Here is a 16,294-nt window from a genome sequence, read left to right on the forward strand (position 1 = left end):
CAGACAGGCCGGATCATGCTGCCTCTCCAAAATCGGCATCATCATCGTCGGCCACGCCGCGTTCAAGATCCAGCGCAAAGCCCTTCACCCGCTCCTGCTGATGCGCCACGCTATCGGCTTTCGGCCTGGCAGCGGCGGGCCTGACGGGCTTGGCGGTCTTGCCGACGGGCCTGGCGGTTCTGGCAGCGACAGGCCTGGGCGTCTTGGGCCGGGAGCGGGGGGCTTGCCGCTCGTCAAGCTGGAAGAAGGACACGGTCTGCTGCATCTCCTCGGCCTGGCTGGCCAGTTCCTCGGAGGTGGAGCTGATCTGCTCGGAAGCGCTGGCATTCTGCTGCGTCACCTTGTCGAGCTGCTGGATCGCCTCGTTGATCTGTTCGGTGCCGATATCCTGTTCGCGGCACGCGGCGCTGATCTCGGACACCAGTTCCGCGGTCCGGCGGATGTCCGGCACCAGCTTGTTCAGCATCTCGCCGGCTTCTGCGGCGGCCTTGACGGTCTCCGACGAGACCTGGCTGATTTCGGCCGCGGCACCCTGGCTGCGCTCGGCGAGCTTGCGCACTTCGGAGGCCACCACCGCGAAACCGCGACCATGTTCGCCGGCACGCGCGGCCTCGACCGCAGCGTTGAGCGCGAGCAGATCGGTCTGGCGCGCGATTTCCTGGACGATGCCGATCTTGTCGGCGATCGTCTGCATCGCGCCCACCGCCTTGTTCACCGCCTCGCCGCTGACCTCGGCATCCCTGGCCGACTGGCGCGCGATCTTTTCGGTCTGCGCGGCATTGTCCGCATTCTGTTTGACGTTCGCAGCCATCTCTTCCATCGCCGCAGAGGCCTGTTCGGCAGCGGCGGCCTGCTCGGTCGCGCCTTGCGATACCTGTTCGGAGCTCGACGAGAGTTCCTGGCTGCCAGCGGCGACCTGCGCTGCGGCATCGGTCACGTTCGAGGCAAAACCGGTCAGGCTCTCGATCAGGTTGTTGATCGAATCCTTCATCCGGCGATGGTCGCCTTCGCATTCGATCTCGACCCGCTCGGTCAGCACCCCGGTGCTCACCAGATCGAGCACCCGGTTGCCCTCGGCGATCGGCAGCAGGATGGCATCGAGCATGCCGTTGATCGAACCGACGACGCGGCCGAAATCGCCCGGGAAGTCGCCGGCATTGCCGCGCTCTTCCAGCCGCCCAGCGGCGGACGCGTCGATCAGGCGCTGGATTTCACCGATGATTGCCTGGAAATTGGCGCGCAGCAGCTCGATCGTGTCGTTGATGAACGCCTTCTTGCCGGGCAGCTGCTCCATCGGCGCGTTGAAATTGCCCTCGCCGAATTGCTGGATGCAGGCCATCGCCTTTTTCTTGGCGGCAATATGGTTGGCGACCATCAGGTTGATGCCTTCGGCCATCTTGGCGAAATCGCCCTCGAACTTGCCGACGGGCACGAACACGTCGATATCGCCCCGATCATGCTCGGCGGACATGGTGTTCATCTCGCGGATCAGCCCGCGCAGATTGCCGCGCAGCTGCTCGATAGTGTCGTTGATGAACGCCTTCTTGCCCGGAAGTTTTTCGAACGGGACATCGAAATTGCCGCCGGCGAATTCCTTGATGCAGGCCATCGCGCTCTTCTTGACCGTGATATGCGCCTCGACCAGTTCGTTCACCTTCTGCGCGATCACCGCATATTCGCCCGGATAATCTGCCGGGCGCAGCGCGACGTCGATATCGCCGCGCGCATGTTCGGCCAGCACATGGTCCACCCCGGTGCGCAGTGCCTGGACAGGCCTGTGTGCGGTGTCGAGCAGTTCGTTGACCGCCAGCAGCATCGCGCGCGCGCCGCCGGTGGCGCTCATCGCATCGGCCCGCGCCGCGCTGTCTCCCCCGGCCAAGGCGCGCGTGACGCGTTGGACCTCTTCGGTGGCATGGTCGAAATGCGAACTCGACTTCAGGGAAACATACGGACGCATGGCTTGATCCTCTCTCTAATGTGCCACGGCGGGATAGGCGGTGCCGCTCTCCGGCGACTTGGTATTGAAGATGGCGGACAGATCGGGCAGCACGACGATGCCGCCGGCTTGGCGGACGAGTTCGTGCACGAACTCGCGGCGCCAGCGCATTCCGACCACGGGCGGCTTTTCGCTATCCGCGTGGTTCAGCGTCGCGACCTCGTGCACCTTGTCGGTGCGGATGCCGATCTGGGTCGGCTCGCCGTCGATGGCGATCTCGATCACGATGATGCGGCTGTCGATGGTGTTCTCGGCTGCCGGCATGTCGAAGGCCAGCCGCAGGTCGGCGATCGGGATGATCTTGCCGCGGAAATTGACCACGCTGCGCACCAGCGGCGAGGCGCCGGGCACGATCGTCTCGGGCAGCAGATCGAGGATCTCGCGGACCAGCATCGCTTCGACCGCAAAGGTTTCGCCCGCCAGGTCGAAGGTCAGCACTTCCAGCTGGCCATCGGCATCCCAGTTCGCTGCGGATATCGGGGTGAGTGTGTCCTGCATGGGCTTATCCGGCGGCGCGCAGCCGCTCCTCCTGTTCCTGGCCAAAGGCGACGAGCTGGACCGCATCGAGGATCAGCGCGACGCTGCCGTCGCCCAGAATGGTCGCGCCGGCGAAGGTCGCGACATCGCGGTGCAGTGGCGACATGGACTTGATGACGGTCTGGTGGCTGCCGATGATCTGATCGACCACCAGACCGACGCGTTCGCCGCCGGTGGTGATGACCACGATCTTCTGGTGCGGATCGGGCTTGGTGCCGGTGGCGAACATCTCGCGCAGCCGGATGAAGGGCACCAGCCGGTCGCGCAGCGTGATGAAGCTGCGTCCGCGTGAGCGCATGTCCTCTTCCAGGCTGAGCTCGATGCACTCCTCGACCACCGCCAGCGGGATGACATAGCAACCCTCGCCGACACGCACGAGCAGGCCTTCGATGATCGCCAGGGTGAGCGGAATGCGCAGCACCACGGTCGATCCGTCACCCGGGTTGGAGGTGATGTCGATCGTGCCGCGCAGGCTCTCGATCGTGCGCTTGACCACGTCCATGCCGACGCCGCGCCCGGACAGGTTGGTCACCTGCGCTGCGGTCGAGAAACCGGGATGGAAGATCATGTGCAGCAGTTCGGAATCGCTGATCTGCGCGCCGGGCTCGATCAGGCCTTGCGCTTCGGCCTTGGCGCGCACGCGTTCGCGGTTGATGCCGCGGCCATCGTCGCGAATGGTGATCAGCACCTCGCCGCCCGCCTGATGCGCGCTGAGCGTGACATGCCCGGCCTCGGGCTTGCCCGCTGCCACGCGCTCTTCCGGCGTTTCAAGCCCGTGATCGCAGGCATTGCGGATGAGGTGCACCATCGGATCGGCCAGACGCTCGATCACCGTCTTGTCGACCTCGGTGGTCTCGCCATAAGTCGAAAGCTCGATGGTCTTGCCGGTCTCGCGCGCCAGATCGTGCACCAGGCGGCGGAATCGGCCGAACAGGCTGGCGACGGGAACCATGCGCAGCACCATCATCGTGTCGCGCAGTTCGCTGGCGAGCCGCTCGATATCCTCGGCGACCGAGCGCAGGGCCAGTTCGCCCGCCGGGCCGCGAACGCCCTGGTTGGAAAGCTGCGCCAATCGGCTCTGCACGATCACCAGCTCGCCCACGCGGTCCATCAGCACGTCGAGCCGTTCGGCCGGAACACGCACGCTTTCCTGCGCCTTTGCCGGGGCGGCCTTGGCGTTGCGCGCGGCGTCGCCGGTCCCTGGCTCCATAGCGGCTGGCGTCGCCGGTGTGCTTGCGGCCGCCCCGGTGTCCGCGACAAATTCGGTGGCCGGCGCGATTTCGGCTTGCGTTTCGTCGGCGTCGTCCGCCTCGATCGGCACGATGTCGAGCGTCATGTCGTCCATCACGAAGATGAACACATCCTCGATATCCGCGCGCGAGGCATCACCGCGCAGTTCGATCTGCCAGCCGAGATGGCATTGGCTGGCATCCAGTTCGTCAAGCGACGGGATCTGGTCGGTCTGCGCGGTGACTTTCGCGTCGCCCAGCGACCGCAGCTCGTCCAACAGCATCAGAGGGTTGGTGCCATTGGTCATGCAATCGGTCGGCAGGCGGAAGGTGATGCGCCAGCCAGCAGCGGCGGGCGCGGAAACGGGGGCAGCAGCGGATGCGGCGGCGGGCTCGGCAGCCACGGACGCGTCTGCGGCACCGATCGCCTGGTGCAGGCGGCCGAGGATTTCGTCGCCGACCGCCTCGAGTCCTGCTCCATCGCCATCGACCAGCGCCTGCATGTGATCCATCGCGGACAGGATCACGGCGACCAGTTCCTCGGTGGCGGGCACCTGGCCCTTGCGAACGCGGTCGAAGGCGGTTTCGCAATGATGGGTGAAGCCGGCCAGAGCATCGAAGCCGAACATCGCCCCCGACCCCTTGAGCGTGTGGAGACCGCGAAACACGCTGTCGACCAGATCGCGGCTGGTCAGATCGTGCGAGAGGTCGAGCAGCGCCTGTTCGATGTCGCCGAGAAGCTCGCCGGCTTCGACGCGGAATGCGGCGATGGGATCCTGCGCGGTCACCGGCCGAGCACCTTGGCAGCGATGCGGAGGAGCTGCTCGGGCACGAACGGCTTGACCAGCCAGCCGGTGGCCCCGGCAGCGCGCGCTTCCTGCTTCATCGCCTCATCGGATTCGGTGGTGAGGAAGATGATCGGTGTTCCGAGCTGGATCGGCAGCTTGCGGATTTCGCGGATCATCTCCAGCCCGTTCATGTTGGGCATGTTGAGATCGGCGATGATCATGTCGAACTTGGCAGCCTTGGCCTTGTTCAGGCCGTCCAGGCCATCCACGGCCTCGCTGACATCATAGCCCGCGCCATTGAGCGCGATGCGGATGGCCATGCGAAGGCTGGATGAATCGTCAACAGTCAGGATCGAGGCAGTCACTGCGGGAGTCCTCCATGGAGCCAGGAATTGAGGTTAGCAGTTGGTAGCAAATCGGCGAGGCCGGCACGGGCCAGGGTCGCGGCGAGCTTGTCATTGGCGTCGTCGGTAAATGCGACGGTTTTTCCATGCTTTACCGCATACACATGCGCGGAATAGACCGTCTGGAAAAACGAAAGGTCGACTTCCTGCAGTTGCGATGCATCGATTGTGACTTTGTCACATTCGCCCGGCGCCGTCAGGAGCTGACCTTTTAACGCGGCGGAATTCTGGATATTGGCAGAGCTGCCAACATTAAAGGTCTTGTGCATGATATCGTCCCCCCGGAACTTGACAGACTTTTATGTCTGACTTCGTCAAATAATGGTTAACGCCGGAGCAACCATAACCCTGATGACGGGTGGGCCTGGGAAGGCGAACGGGTCAGAGGGGCCACGTGTTCGGCCAATCCTGGAATTCTGCTCTAAAATCGCGGTTTTAATTGGCAGTAAAAACCCATGATGAAGGTCGGGTTACCAGTGTGACAAGGCATCAAGGAGCCGCACAAAGCTGCGGTACAGGGCAGTTAATTTCCGGTATAGCGCAGAAATGAAGATAAAACCGAATTTCTACAAGTTCTATATTGGTGATCAACTTGGCTGACGAATGGTAGCGATTCGTCACGATCCGCCCTGGCCGACAGCCGGGACCCCAGACGTGGATGCTTGCCCCGTTTCGGGCAGCGGTCTATCTGGACGGCCTGCCATTTCCCGGCCCCCGTTGCGGAGTTTCTGATGCGCCATTCCCTGTTGCTTGCCTCTACCGCCCTGCTGATGTCTGTACCTGCCCTTGCCGAAGAGGGCATGTGGCTGCCGGGCCAGACGCCCGCGCTGGGCGACAAGCTGAAAGCGGCAGGATTGGAGCTTTCGCCTGCCGATCTCGGCAACCTCAAGGCGGTGCCGCTGAATGCGATTGTATCGCTGGGCGGATGCTCGGCGTCGTTCGTCAGCCCTGAAGGGCTGGTCGCGACCAATCATCACTGCGTCTATGGGTCGATCCAGTATAATTCGAAGCCCGGCCAGGACTATCTGACCGATGGTTTTCTCGCAAAGACCTATGGCGACGAACTGCCCGCCGCACCCGGATCGCGCATCTATGTGATCGAGGATCTGCGCGACGTGACGGCGGCGATGAACAAGGGCATCACCACCAAGCTTTCGGGGCTCGATCGTTACAACCGGCTGGAAGCGAACCGCAAGGCGCTGATCGCCGAATGCGAGAAGCAGGCCAATCGTCGCTGCGACGTGCGCCCGTATTTCGGCGGGCAGACCTATTTTCTGCAGCAGCAGCTCGAGATCAAGGACGTGCGCCTGGTCTATGCGCCGGCGGGTGGCATCGGCAATTTCGGCGGCGAGACCGACAACTGGCAATGGCCGCGCCATACCGGCGATTTCGGCTTCTACCGCGCCTATGTCGCGCCTGATGGTTCGTCCGTGCCCTATGCCAAGGAAAACGTGCCGTACAAGCCCAAGTCCTGGCTCAAGATTGCCGACAAGCCGCTGCGCGAAGGCGATTTCGTGATGGTCGCAGGCTTTCCAGGCGTGACCCAGCGCCACTGGACTGCTGCCGAGGTGCGCCATAATTTCGAGCAGGTCTATGCGATCGACCAGCAGTTGCGCGCCGATTACTCGGCCGCGATCGAAAAGGCGGTGAAGGGCAACAAGGATGCCGAAATCAAGTACGCCTCGATCCTGAAGGGGTCGGACAATTACAAGAAGAAGCTGCTCGGCGAGATTGCCGGTGCCGATGCCATCGACCTGCTGGGTCGCAAGGACAAGGCCGATGCCGATTTCCGTGCCTGGGTGGCAGCGGACCCTGCACGCACGAAGATGTACGGTCAGGCGCTGACCGATCTCGACGCGCTGGTCGCCGAGTCGAACCAGGGGCGGGTGGACAATCTGCGTCTCGCCACGATCAACCGCGCGCAGCTGCTGTCCGCCGCGCAGCTGCTCTATCGCTGGGCCAAGGAGCGTGAAAAGCCCGATGCCCAGCGCGAGCCGGGTTTCCAGGATCGTGATCGCCTTTCGATGCGCGAGCGGCTGACTCAGGTCGAGCGCCGCTATGATGCAGGCGTCGACCGGGTGCTGTTCCAGCAGGCGCTGGGCGAATATGCCAAGGTCGCAGCCGACAAGCGCAACGCGCCGCTCGAAGCAAAGATCGCCGAACTGGGCATGGACCGGCTCTATGCCGATACGCGCCTCGGCGTCACCGCCGACCGGCTCGGCTGGATGGACAAGCCCGCCGCTGAATTCGAGGCTTCGAGCGATCCCTTCATCCAGCTCGCCGTCGCGGCCTATCCGGGGCAAAAGGCCGACGAGGACAAGGCGAAGGAGCGTGCAGGTCGCCTGCAGGCGGCACGCTCGGCAGTGATGGCGGGGCAGCTCGCCTTCGCCAGGGAGCAGGGCCGCACGCTCTATCCCGATGCCAACGGATCGCTGCGCTTCACCTATGGCAAGGTGACGGGCAAGCAGCGCGATGGCCTGATCTGGACGCCGTTCACCACCGCCGAAGGCCTGGTCGCCAAGCAGACCGGACGCGGCGAATTCGATGCGCCCAAGGCCGCGATCGACAAGCTCAAGGCGCGCGATTTCGGGCGCTATGCCGACGAGAAGCTGGGCACGCTGCCGGTCGATTTCCTCTCTACCGTCGACATCACCAACGGCAATTCGGGATCGGCCACGCTCAACGCGCGCGGCGAATTCGTCGGACTGGCGTTCGATGGCACGCTCGACGGAGTGGTGTCGGATTGGTCCTATGATGCCGCAATCAACCGCACCATCCATGTCGACAGCCGCTTCATGCTGTGGACGATGGACAAGGTCGATGGCGCGCAGCGCCTGCTGACCGAAATGGGCGTCGGCCAGTAAGGTTTCTCTACAGGGGCAGCGCTATCCGGCGCTGCCCTTTCGGGTGCGGAACAGCTCGCGGTCTTCAGGGCCGAACCCGCGCCGCCAGATCACCCAGCCATAGACGCCCAGAATTGCGGGGATGCCAAAGGCGAGCTCGGCCCATTCGGGCAGCTTGGTAAAGCCCCAGCCCACTGCCGTCGCCGCCGCTGCCGCCCAGACCAAAGCCCATCGCCAGCCATTGACCGGCGCATCCAGCAGCTTCGAGAGCAGCCGCGCCTTGACGATCGAGGCAAAGCCGAGCGCGAGCGCGAGCGCCAGCGCGACGCTCGCCGCCTGGAACAGCGGGGGAAGGCCCATCGCCTGTGCGGTGAGGATCAGCGCGACGCTCAAACCGCCCTGCAGCGCCAGCATGGCGAGCGAGATCATCAGGTTGCGGTGGCGCGCGATATAGACGAGCGCGGCCTCGCTCACGGCGGCGGTGGCCGCGACCACCTCTGCGGCCAGCAGGAATGCCAGCGCACCCGTCCCTCCGACAAAATTCGGGCCCACCAGCCCCATCACGCCCTCGCCCGGAATGCCGAGCGCCAGAGCGACGCCGAGCTGTGCGGCGATGATCCAGAAGCCGACCTGGCTGACCTGGCGCGCGATCTCGGTCATCTTGCCGCTCTGCAGGTTGCGCGCGATCACCGGGCCCAGGATCGGGTCGAAGCTGGTCTTGAGCTTCTGCGGCAGGCTCGCGACCTGCTGCGCGATATAATAGATGCCGACAACGGCCGGCGAGGCGAACAGGCCGAGCACCGCCAGATCGAGCCGGCGGCTGCCCCATTCGATCGCGTCGGCCGCGGCCAGCGGGGCGTTGCGCCGCGCCATGTTGGCGAGCTTGAGCGGACGCGGCTGCCAGCCGATCGGCAGCCCGTAATTGCGCAGCATCGGGATGATCGAGGCAATGAACGCGGCGACCATCGAGGCGATATAGGACAGGATCAGACCGTCATCGGGGGTGAGGTAATAGAAGATCCAGGCGGTGATGCTGATCGTCCACGGTTCGATGATCGAGCGCGCGCGGACTGTGGCGGCAATGTCGAACCGATAGGCGAGCGCGGCCAGCGCGACGTCCGATCCCGCTACCGCAAAGATCACCAGCGGCAGCAATCGGTCGATCTCGCCTGCGGTGCTGTTGGGGAACATGATCTCGGGCAGCAGCAGCAGAAAGGTTGCAGCCAAGGCCGAGGCGATGAAGCTTACCAGCAGCCCGTCGGCCACGACCTGGGCGTGCGGGCGCGATGTGCGCGCGAGCTGGGCGGCAAGACCGCGTTTCAGCCCCAGGGTCGCGATCTGCGCGGCGAACTCGACCACCAGCACCGCATAGGCGAAGCGGCCCAGCGCCTCGGCCCCGTAGAGCCGCCCGGCAATGAACAGGAAGGGAAGGCGCGCGGCCAGCCGCAGCAGAAAGCCGAGGAAATTGGTCCGCCCGCCCTTGGCGAGTGCCTGAATGTCGCCGCTCTGCGCTTCGGCTCCGCCCTCCGGCACAGCCTTGCCCGACCCGGATACCATATCCGGCGAGCCAGGGTCATTCTGCGGTGGCGATGATGTCAAAACGTGCTTTCCAGGCCCAATCCCGGCACGCTCTTAAGCAGCTTTGGCACGCTTTGGCTAGGCGGCGCGTGGCGGGCACTGCTGACGCACCGTGCGGGAAAATTTTTTACAGGGCTTTGCAACCACCTGTGGACCCACCCGTAGTGGCGTTCATGCATCGTGCATGAAACAGGGTAGTGGAGCGAAATATGCGTAAACTGATTCTCACCAGCGTTGCCAGCATCGGCCTTATCAGCCTCGGCGCTTGCCAGAGCGAACAGGCCGACCAGGTCGAAGACCAGGCGGAAGCCCAGGCTGACGCTATGGAAGATGCCGCCGACCAGGCCCCGACCGAAATGCAGGAAGACGCCATGGAAGCCCAGGCTGACGCGGTCGAAGAAGCTGGCGAAGAAAAGGCCAACGCGATGGACGACAACGGCGAAATCGCTCCGAGCGAGGTTCCCGGCACGACCACCGAGAACAAGTAAACCTTCCCCTTCGAAGGTAACAGGCGGCGGCGGACCCTATGGGTTCGCCGCCGTTTTTTGTTTGTCATCACAAGAGTCATGGATCTGCATCTGAAACGGACCAGTCAGGTGCTGTGAACAGGCCCAGAATGCCAGCTCGCGATTGACCTGTTGGAAAATGTTGCTGATATGTTCTTGCCGTTTTTCCTGACAGGCGCGGCAAGATGCGGGATTCGGCGCGTGGGCAGCAAAGCGGCTTTGCACTCTGGATGCGGACGGGGCGCTGGCCCGATCCTGGTGCAGGCGCCGCGATCGAGCGCAGGTTCAACCCGTGGCACGACCCGGACGACGGGCGCTTCACCTTCGCGGGCCAGGGCAGGCGCTATGGTCCTGGCGGCGCCGCACCTTCCAGCGGCGCGAAGCCGCGCAAACGCGGCAATCCGGGCAGCGGACCGTTTGGCGGTGCGGGTGCAAGCGGCTCGTTTGGAAAGCCGGCACCGGTCAAGCCAAAGCCAAGGCCAGCGCCACAGAAGCGCCGGCATCTGCCAGGCAGTCTTCCTGCCAAACCCGCGCCGTGGCCAAGGCCTCCTGTCAGGCCTGCGCCAGTCCGTCCGGACAGAACCCCTCCGCTGCGACCCGTCAAGCGCAACGGATATACATATCACCTCGATGAAAATGGCGACCCGCATGAAATCGAGGTACCAAAGCTGGGCACCGAAGCGCAGACGCCACGCTCACGATCGGCGCAGCGGAATGCGGGCAAGCCTGACCGGCTCCCCACCGATGATGGAGGCCATTCCATCGCGCATCGTTTTAATGGTCCGAATGATGCCTTCAACCATTTTGCACAGGACAGGTCGTCGAACCGTGGCCGTTACCGCGTGGTTGAACAGAGATGGGCTGACGCCCAAGCGGAAGGCAAGGATGTGTCGTTCAAAATGAGGATCGATTATCCAAAAGGATCAAGACGGCCTGACTTTGTCCATATCTGGTATAGCACTGGCGGGCCGACTATCTATGAAAAGATAGACAATCGTCCGACTCATTCTCCAGTGAGTCCCAAAACACGGAGAAAAAAATGAAGGACTGGAAAACTGAAATGGCTGACATCATTTATGACGTCGCCTGCAACCTGGCCCGCAAGCATGGGGACGACAATCGAGGAATCCTTGTTTTGGCTGACCTTTATGGAGGCGTTGGCTATTCGGTCTATGTAGGCCGGGAGCGCTTCGTGGAGTATATATTCGTCACCGAAGACGAGTTCAAGAATGTCGATCTTCTCAATGATCTCAGGTTCGTTCCGCCGCCTGACAAGGTGCCGCTAGGAATCGAAATTTTTATCAAAGATGGCGGGGCGTCCTCAAAAATAGTGTATCCGCAGGATGTACCCGAAGATCAGCTGCCCTATGATGACCGGGAGTCATTCGTCATTTCCTATTTTGGGGATTATCCCATCAGATATCCGCCAATGCCCAGCGACGCGCAGAAACTTCCTCGTTCGGGTTGGCGCACGAAGATGCGCTGAGCGACGGGCAGAGCCGTGCCTAGTGTTTGACAGGGGGAAACAATGTGGAACGTGGGGCCCAGGCGATGGAAAGGCGAACTTATCGCCGATCTCGCCTCGACCCTGCGCGCAGAGACCAGTTTCAGTCCGCTGGGCACGCTGTTTATCGCGTTAGTTGAAAGTCGGTACATCAGCCTCGCGCGTTTCCTCGATCGTGGCAGTTATATCGCCTTCGCGCAGCCCGATTATGAAAAATATCGCGATACGCTGCTAGAGCTCTGGGTCCTGGAGCCGCTCAGCAGCCGCTGGGACGAGATGCACTATCTTGTCCGCGGTGGCGATGTGCAGATCACCTATCTCTATCCCGAAGACATCGAGACCGACATTCCCGAGCTCGACCGATGGCGCGGCACGGCTCAGGCTGCGTTCGGCGCGAAAAGGATCGTCTTCCCGCACGGTCGCGGCAGCACCGAAATCAGATAGCGCTTCCTAAACCCATCACCCGCTGTTCCGCAGCGCCGTCGCGATCGCGTTGATCGACAGCTGGATGCCCTCGGATATCCGCTCGTCCGCCTCGCCTGCGCGGTGGCGCTTGATCAGTTCGATCTGCAGCAGGTTCAAGGGCTCGATATAGGGCAGGCGCAGCCGGATCGAGGTGTCGAGCGCGGGGTTGTTCGCCAGCAGCCGCGACTGGCCCGTCACGCTCAGCAGATTGTCATGCGCGGCCTGCCAGCCGGTGCGGATTTCCCCGAAGACAAGCTCGCGCAAGCCCTCGTCGGGCACCAGCCCGGCATAATGGCGCGCGATGGTCATGTCCGACTTGGCCAGCACCATCTCCATATTGCCGAGCAGCGCCTGGAAGAAGGGCCAGCCCTGCGCCATGTCGGAGAGCAGCGCCTTGTCAGCAAAGCCGCCCAGCGCCTGGCCCACGCCGTACCAGCCGGGCAGCATGATGCGCGCCTGTGCCCAGCTGAACACCCAGGGAATGGCGCGGAGATCCTCGATCCGCTGGCTTTTCGATCGGCTGGCGGGGCGCGATCCGATCTTCAGATCGGCAATCTCGCTGATCGGCGTGGCAGCGCGGAAGAACTGGTTGAAACCCTCGGTGCCATAGACCAGCCCGCGATAGGCGCGGAAGGCATCGCGCGAGATCATGTCCATCGCTGCGGCAAAGCGCGTCTCGTCGGCCTCGCTGAGGCCATCATGGTCGAGCGTCGCGATCAGCGCGGCCGAGGTGATCGCCTCGAGATTCAGCTCGGCGCTTTCCACCGTGCCGTATTTGGCCGCGATGACCTCGCCCTGTTCGGTGATGCGGATGCGGCCCTGCACCGTGCCCTTGGGTTGCGCGCGGATCGCGGCAAAGCTCGATCCGCCGCCGCGCCCGACCGCGCCGCCACGCCCGTGGAACAGCTGCATCGCGATACCGGTCTCGGCAAACACCTTGGCCAGCGCGCGGCTGGCATGGTTGAGCGACCAGGTGGAGGTGAGATAGCCGCCATCCTTGTTGCTGTCCGAATAGCCGACCATCACCTCCTGATAGCCGCGCGCCTTTACCAGAGCGGCAATCTCGGGCAGCGCGAAATAGGCGCGCATGATCTGCGGCGCGTTCTCGAGGTCGCCGATCGTTTCGAACAGCGGCACCGCCATGATCGCGGCCTGCGGCACGGGACCGGGGCGGAACAGTCCAGCTTCCTTGAGCAGCAGGTTGACCTCCAGCATGTCCGAGACGCTTTCGGCCTTGCTAATATTGTAGGCGGTGATCGCCTGCGGGCCGTAGAGCGCGTGCGCCTGCGCCGCCGCCTCGACGATCGCGAGCTCCTTGACCGTTTCCTCGCCATAATCGTGCCAGCGGTTGATCAGCAGCCGCGCATGGCCGAGCTCGGCACGCAGCAACGCGATGCGCGCGGCTTCGTCCAGCGCGGCATAGTCTTCGCATACGCCCGCGACCTTGAGCAGCTCGCCGACCACGCGCTCGTGCACGTCGCTGTTCTGGCGAAGGTCGAGCGTCGCGAGGTGGAAGCCGAACACTTCGACCGCGCGGATCAGCCGCCCGAGCGCGCCGCCGCTCGCCAGCAGCCCCGCGCCATCATCGGCGAGGCCATTGGCCAGCACCGCCAGATCGTGGCGCAGCTCGCCGGGCGTGGCATAGGCTTCGCCTTCGATAACAGAGGGTCGCGGCGGCTGCTTGCCGGTCAGCGCCACATGCGTGGCGCACAGCCGGGCGTAAATGCCGGCCAATGCGCGACGATAGGGCTCGTCTGCGCGGCTCGGCGCATTGTCGCCGCTCCTTTCGGCAAGCGCCTGCACGGCGTCGGGGGTCTGCGACAGGCCGGTGGCGATGCTGAGATCCTGGCCCAGCGCGTGGACGCCATCCAGATAATGGACGATCGCGGTTTCCGCCTGCCGTCCGAGCGCGTGGCGCAGCGCCTCTGCGGTGACGAAAGGATTGCCGTCGCGGTCGCCGCCGATCCAGCTGCCCAGCCGCAGAAAGGCAGGCGGGCGATGGCCGAGCACGCGTTCCCATCGTGCATACAGCATCGGCAGCACGGGCAGGAACACGTCCTGCATATAGGCGCGCGCATTTTCGACCTCGTCGGCGACGAACAGCCGTTCGCGGCGCAGCGGGCGGGTCTGCCAGAGCAGCGCGATCTGCCGGTGGAGCGCCTCGTCGATCCGGTCGCCATGGGGGGTCTCGTTCAGCCCCGCGTCGCGCAGCTTCATGAGGTCGGCGACGCGGTTCTTGTGATCGATCATCGACTTGCGCCGCACCTCGGTCGGGTGCGCGGTCAACACGGGAACGATCAGGCTGTGACCCAGCAGGTCGCCGATTGCGGTGTCGCTGACACCATGCTCGCGCAGTCGCTCGACCGCCTCGGCGAGGGTCGCGCCCTTTTCTTGCGCCACGCCCTGCCGGTCCTCGGCGAGGTTGGCGAGCATCGAGAACAGCATGAAGCCGCGCACGAAGGCCAGCGTATCGTCGAGATTGAGCGCCTCCAGCCCGGTATCGATCTCGTCCGCGCCAACGATTCCGCGATGCCGGTCGACACTGGCCGAGCGGATATATTCGGTCTGTCGGAACAGCTTTTCGCCGCCATAGGCGCGGATGACGTCGCCCAATATACGGCCGAGATAGCGGATATCGGGGTTCTGACTGATCGGGGCGGGGGGAGCGGTGTCAATGTCGGCCATGCGCGCATGCTGCGCTGCAAAATGGATCGGGTCAAGTATGTGTGCAGGACTGATGCAATCGATTGTAACCAATTGGGCGCATGCAGTCCCGAAAAGTCTCGAATTTGTCATGGCTTCGTGACAGAGCGGCGGCAGCTTTGGAGGAGATTGCGCCATGAACCGCCCGCTTGCCACCCTGTTGTGCCTCGCCGCCCTTTGGTCGGCGCCGGTGCTGGCTCAGCACAATGCACCCAAGGAAGCCGCGCCGGACAAGGAGCGGGGCGAGCAGACCGCAGCCGATTATGCCGCACAGGGCCAGGCGCAGCTACAGGCGCGGCTGGCAATGCCAGCGCGCACCGGCAAGGCAAAGAACCTCATCATCTTCATCGGCGACGGCATGGGCGTCAGCACGCTGACCGCCGGGCGCATCTGGGAGGGCCAGAAGGCCGGGCGCGACGGCGAATCGAATGAGACCGCGATTGATGCCATGCCCTATTCGGCGATGGTGAAGACTTATAGCCATGACTTCCAGGTCGCCGATTCCGCCGCGACCGCTACCGCGCTGGTGACGGGCACCAAGACGCGATCAGGCATGCTGTCGGTCGCGCCGGCGGCGCTGCGCGGCAAATGCGAAACGGCGGCGGGCAAGGACGTGCCGACATTGTTCGAACAGGCAGAAAGCGCGGGCAAGGCGCTCGGCGTCATTTCCACCGCGCGCATCACCCATGCGACGCCCGCCTCGACCTATGCGCACAGCGTCGACCGCAACTGGGAAGCGGACAGCGAGCTGCCCGCCGGTGCGACCTGCAGCGACATCGCGCGCCAGCTGGTCGAATGGCCGCATGCCAAGGGGCTGAAGCTGGTGCTCGGCGGTGGCCGCGCCGCGTTCATGCCCAAGGACCAGACCGATCCCGAATATGCCGGCAAGAAGGGCAGCCGCGCCGATGGCCGCGACCTGATCGCCGAATGGAAGAAGAAGCACCCCAGGGGCCAGTATGTCTGGAACGCGGCGCAGTTCGCGGCGCTGAACCCGGCGGACAGCGCGCCGGTCTTCGGCCTGTTCGAACCCAGCCACATGCAGTTCGAAGCCGATCGCGCGGGCGACAAGGCGGGTGAGCCTGCGCTGGCCGAGATGGTCGAGCTGGCGGTGAAGAAGCTCGGCACGTCAGAGCAGGGCTATGTGCTGATGGTCGAAGGAGGGCGAATCGACCATGCGCATCATGGCGGCAACGCGCACCGTGCGCTCGACGACACCGTCGCGTTCGATGCGGCGATCGCCAAGGCGCTGGAGATGGTCAATCTGGACGAGACGCTGGTGCTGGTCACCGCCGATCACAGCCATGTGTTCACGATTGCGGGCTATCCGCCGCGCGGCAATTCGATCTTCGGGCTGGCCAGCGTGACCGAGGACGGCGAGCCGATCACCGCCAAGGACGGCAAGGCGTACACGACATTAGGCTATGCCAACGGCCCCGGTGCCAAGGTAGGCGAACAACGCGCCGACCCCGCGCAGGAGGATACCGAGGCGCTCAACTATCTGCAGCAGTCGCTGGTGCCGACCTCGGGCGAGACGCATGGCGGCGAGGATGTCGTGGTCAAGGCGGCGGGGCCGCAGGCGCAACTGTTCCACGGCACGATCGAGCAGCACACGATCTACCACATCGCAAAGCACATTCTGGGGCTTTGATCGGACACGCAATCGCGCGTCGCCCTCACCCTTCCGCGCCTTCGGCGCTCCCTCCCTCTCCCGCCGGGAGAGGGAAGGGGCCCGCACCGCGAA

The 16,294-nt window shown here is 64.1% G+C and carries 13 protein-coding genes; 6 read left to right on the top strand and 7 right to left on the bottom strand.

Annotation, left to right across the window (positions count from 1 at the left end):
- Positions 1-13: 13 nt before the first annotated feature.
- The 5 genes from OPU69_RS05775 to OPU69_RS05795 are packed head-to-tail and all read right to left on the bottom strand — an operon-like array spanning position 14 to position 5,223.
- The gene (locus tag OPU69_RS05775) at positions 14-1,957 is read right to left on the bottom strand and encodes a methyl-accepting chemotaxis protein (RefSeq protein ID WP_066110724.1); all 1,944 of its coding nucleotides are present in this window, start codon (positions 1,955-1,957) and stop codon (positions 14-16) included.
- A gap of 15 nt (positions 1,958-1,972) precedes the next feature.
- Positions 1,973-2,494: a chemotaxis protein CheW gene (locus OPU69_RS05780; RefSeq protein ID WP_498509712.1), complete on the bottom strand. Its 522-nt coding sequence runs from the start codon at positions 2,492-2,494 to the stop codon at positions 1,973-1,975.
- Between the two features lie 4 nt (positions 2,495-2,498).
- Positions 2,499-4,550, bottom strand: a complete 2,052-nt coding sequence (locus OPU69_RS05785; protein WP_498509714.1) for a chemotaxis protein CheA — start codon at positions 4,548-4,550, stop codon at positions 2,499-2,501.
- Positions 4,547-4,915: a response regulator gene (locus tag OPU69_RS05790; protein ID WP_081097116.1), complete on the bottom strand. Its 369-nt coding sequence runs from the start codon at positions 4,913-4,915 to the stop codon at positions 4,547-4,549. Before OPU69_RS05790 ends, OPU69_RS05785 begins: the two co-directional genes overlap by 4 nt.
- Positions 4,912-5,223 (bottom strand): STAS domain-containing protein, encoded by a 312-nt coding sequence (locus OPU69_RS05795; protein WP_498509716.1) that lies wholly within the window; start codon positions 5,221-5,223, stop codon positions 4,912-4,914. Before OPU69_RS05795 ends, OPU69_RS05790 begins: the two co-directional genes overlap by 4 nt.
- A 501-nt stretch (positions 5,224-5,724) precedes the next feature.
- Here OPU69_RS05795 and OPU69_RS05800 point away from each other — a divergent pair.
- Positions 5,725-7,818 (top strand): S46 family peptidase, encoded by a 2,094-nt coding sequence (locus tag OPU69_RS05800; RefSeq protein ID WP_498509718.1) that lies wholly within the window; start codon positions 5,725-5,727, stop codon positions 7,816-7,818.
- Positions 7,819-7,839: 21 nt separating this feature from the next.
- On the opposite strand, the gene OPU69_RS05805 is transcribed toward OPU69_RS05800, so the two are convergent.
- The gene (locus OPU69_RS05805) at positions 7,840-9,354 is read right to left on the bottom strand and encodes a lipopolysaccharide biosynthesis protein (protein WP_498509720.1); all 1,515 of its coding nucleotides are present in this window, start codon (positions 9,352-9,354) and stop codon (positions 7,840-7,842) included.
- A 230-nt stretch (positions 9,355-9,584) separates the two neighbouring features.
- On the opposite strand from OPU69_RS05805, the gene OPU69_RS05810 reads away from it, so the two are divergent.
- From OPU69_RS05810 to OPU69_RS05825, 4 genes are all read left to right on the top strand, one after another.
- Complete coding sequence (locus OPU69_RS05810; RefSeq protein ID WP_060979347.1) at positions 9,585-9,863, top strand: hypothetical protein; 279 nt, start codon at positions 9,585-9,587, stop codon at positions 9,861-9,863.
- 203 nt (positions 9,864-10,066) lie between these two features.
- Positions 10,067-10,924 (top strand): DNA/RNA non-specific endonuclease, encoded by an 858-nt coding sequence (locus OPU69_RS05815; RefSeq protein WP_498509721.1) that lies wholly within the window; start codon positions 10,067-10,069, stop codon positions 10,922-10,924.
- Positions 10,921-11,367, top strand: a complete 447-nt coding sequence (locus OPU69_RS05820; protein WP_498509723.1) for a hypothetical protein — start codon at positions 10,921-10,923, stop codon at positions 11,365-11,367. The genes OPU69_RS05815 and OPU69_RS05820 overlap by 4 nt, the downstream gene beginning before the upstream one ends.
- Before the next feature lie 42 nt (positions 11,368-11,409).
- A complete protein-coding gene (locus tag OPU69_RS05825) occupies positions 11,410-11,829 on the top strand; it encodes a hypothetical protein (protein ID WP_498509725.1) in 420 nt (139 codons plus the stop codon).
- 15 nt (positions 11,830-11,844) lie between these two features.
- On the opposite strand, the gene ppc is transcribed toward OPU69_RS05825, so the two are convergent.
- Complete coding sequence (gene ppc, locus OPU69_RS05830; RefSeq protein ID WP_498509727.1) at positions 11,845-14,535, bottom strand: phosphoenolpyruvate carboxylase; 2,691 nt, start codon at positions 14,533-14,535, stop codon at positions 11,845-11,847.
- 154 nt (positions 14,536-14,689) lie between these two features.
- Between ppc and OPU69_RS05835 the strand changes: the two genes are divergently transcribed.
- A complete protein-coding gene (locus tag OPU69_RS05835) occupies positions 14,690-16,201 on the top strand; it encodes an alkaline phosphatase family protein (RefSeq protein ID WP_498509729.1) in 1,512 nt (503 codons plus the stop codon).
- The last annotated feature ends 93 nt before the right edge of the window (positions 16,202-16,294 follow it).

The organism is Blastomonas sp. 34TW (assembly GCF_059803595.1).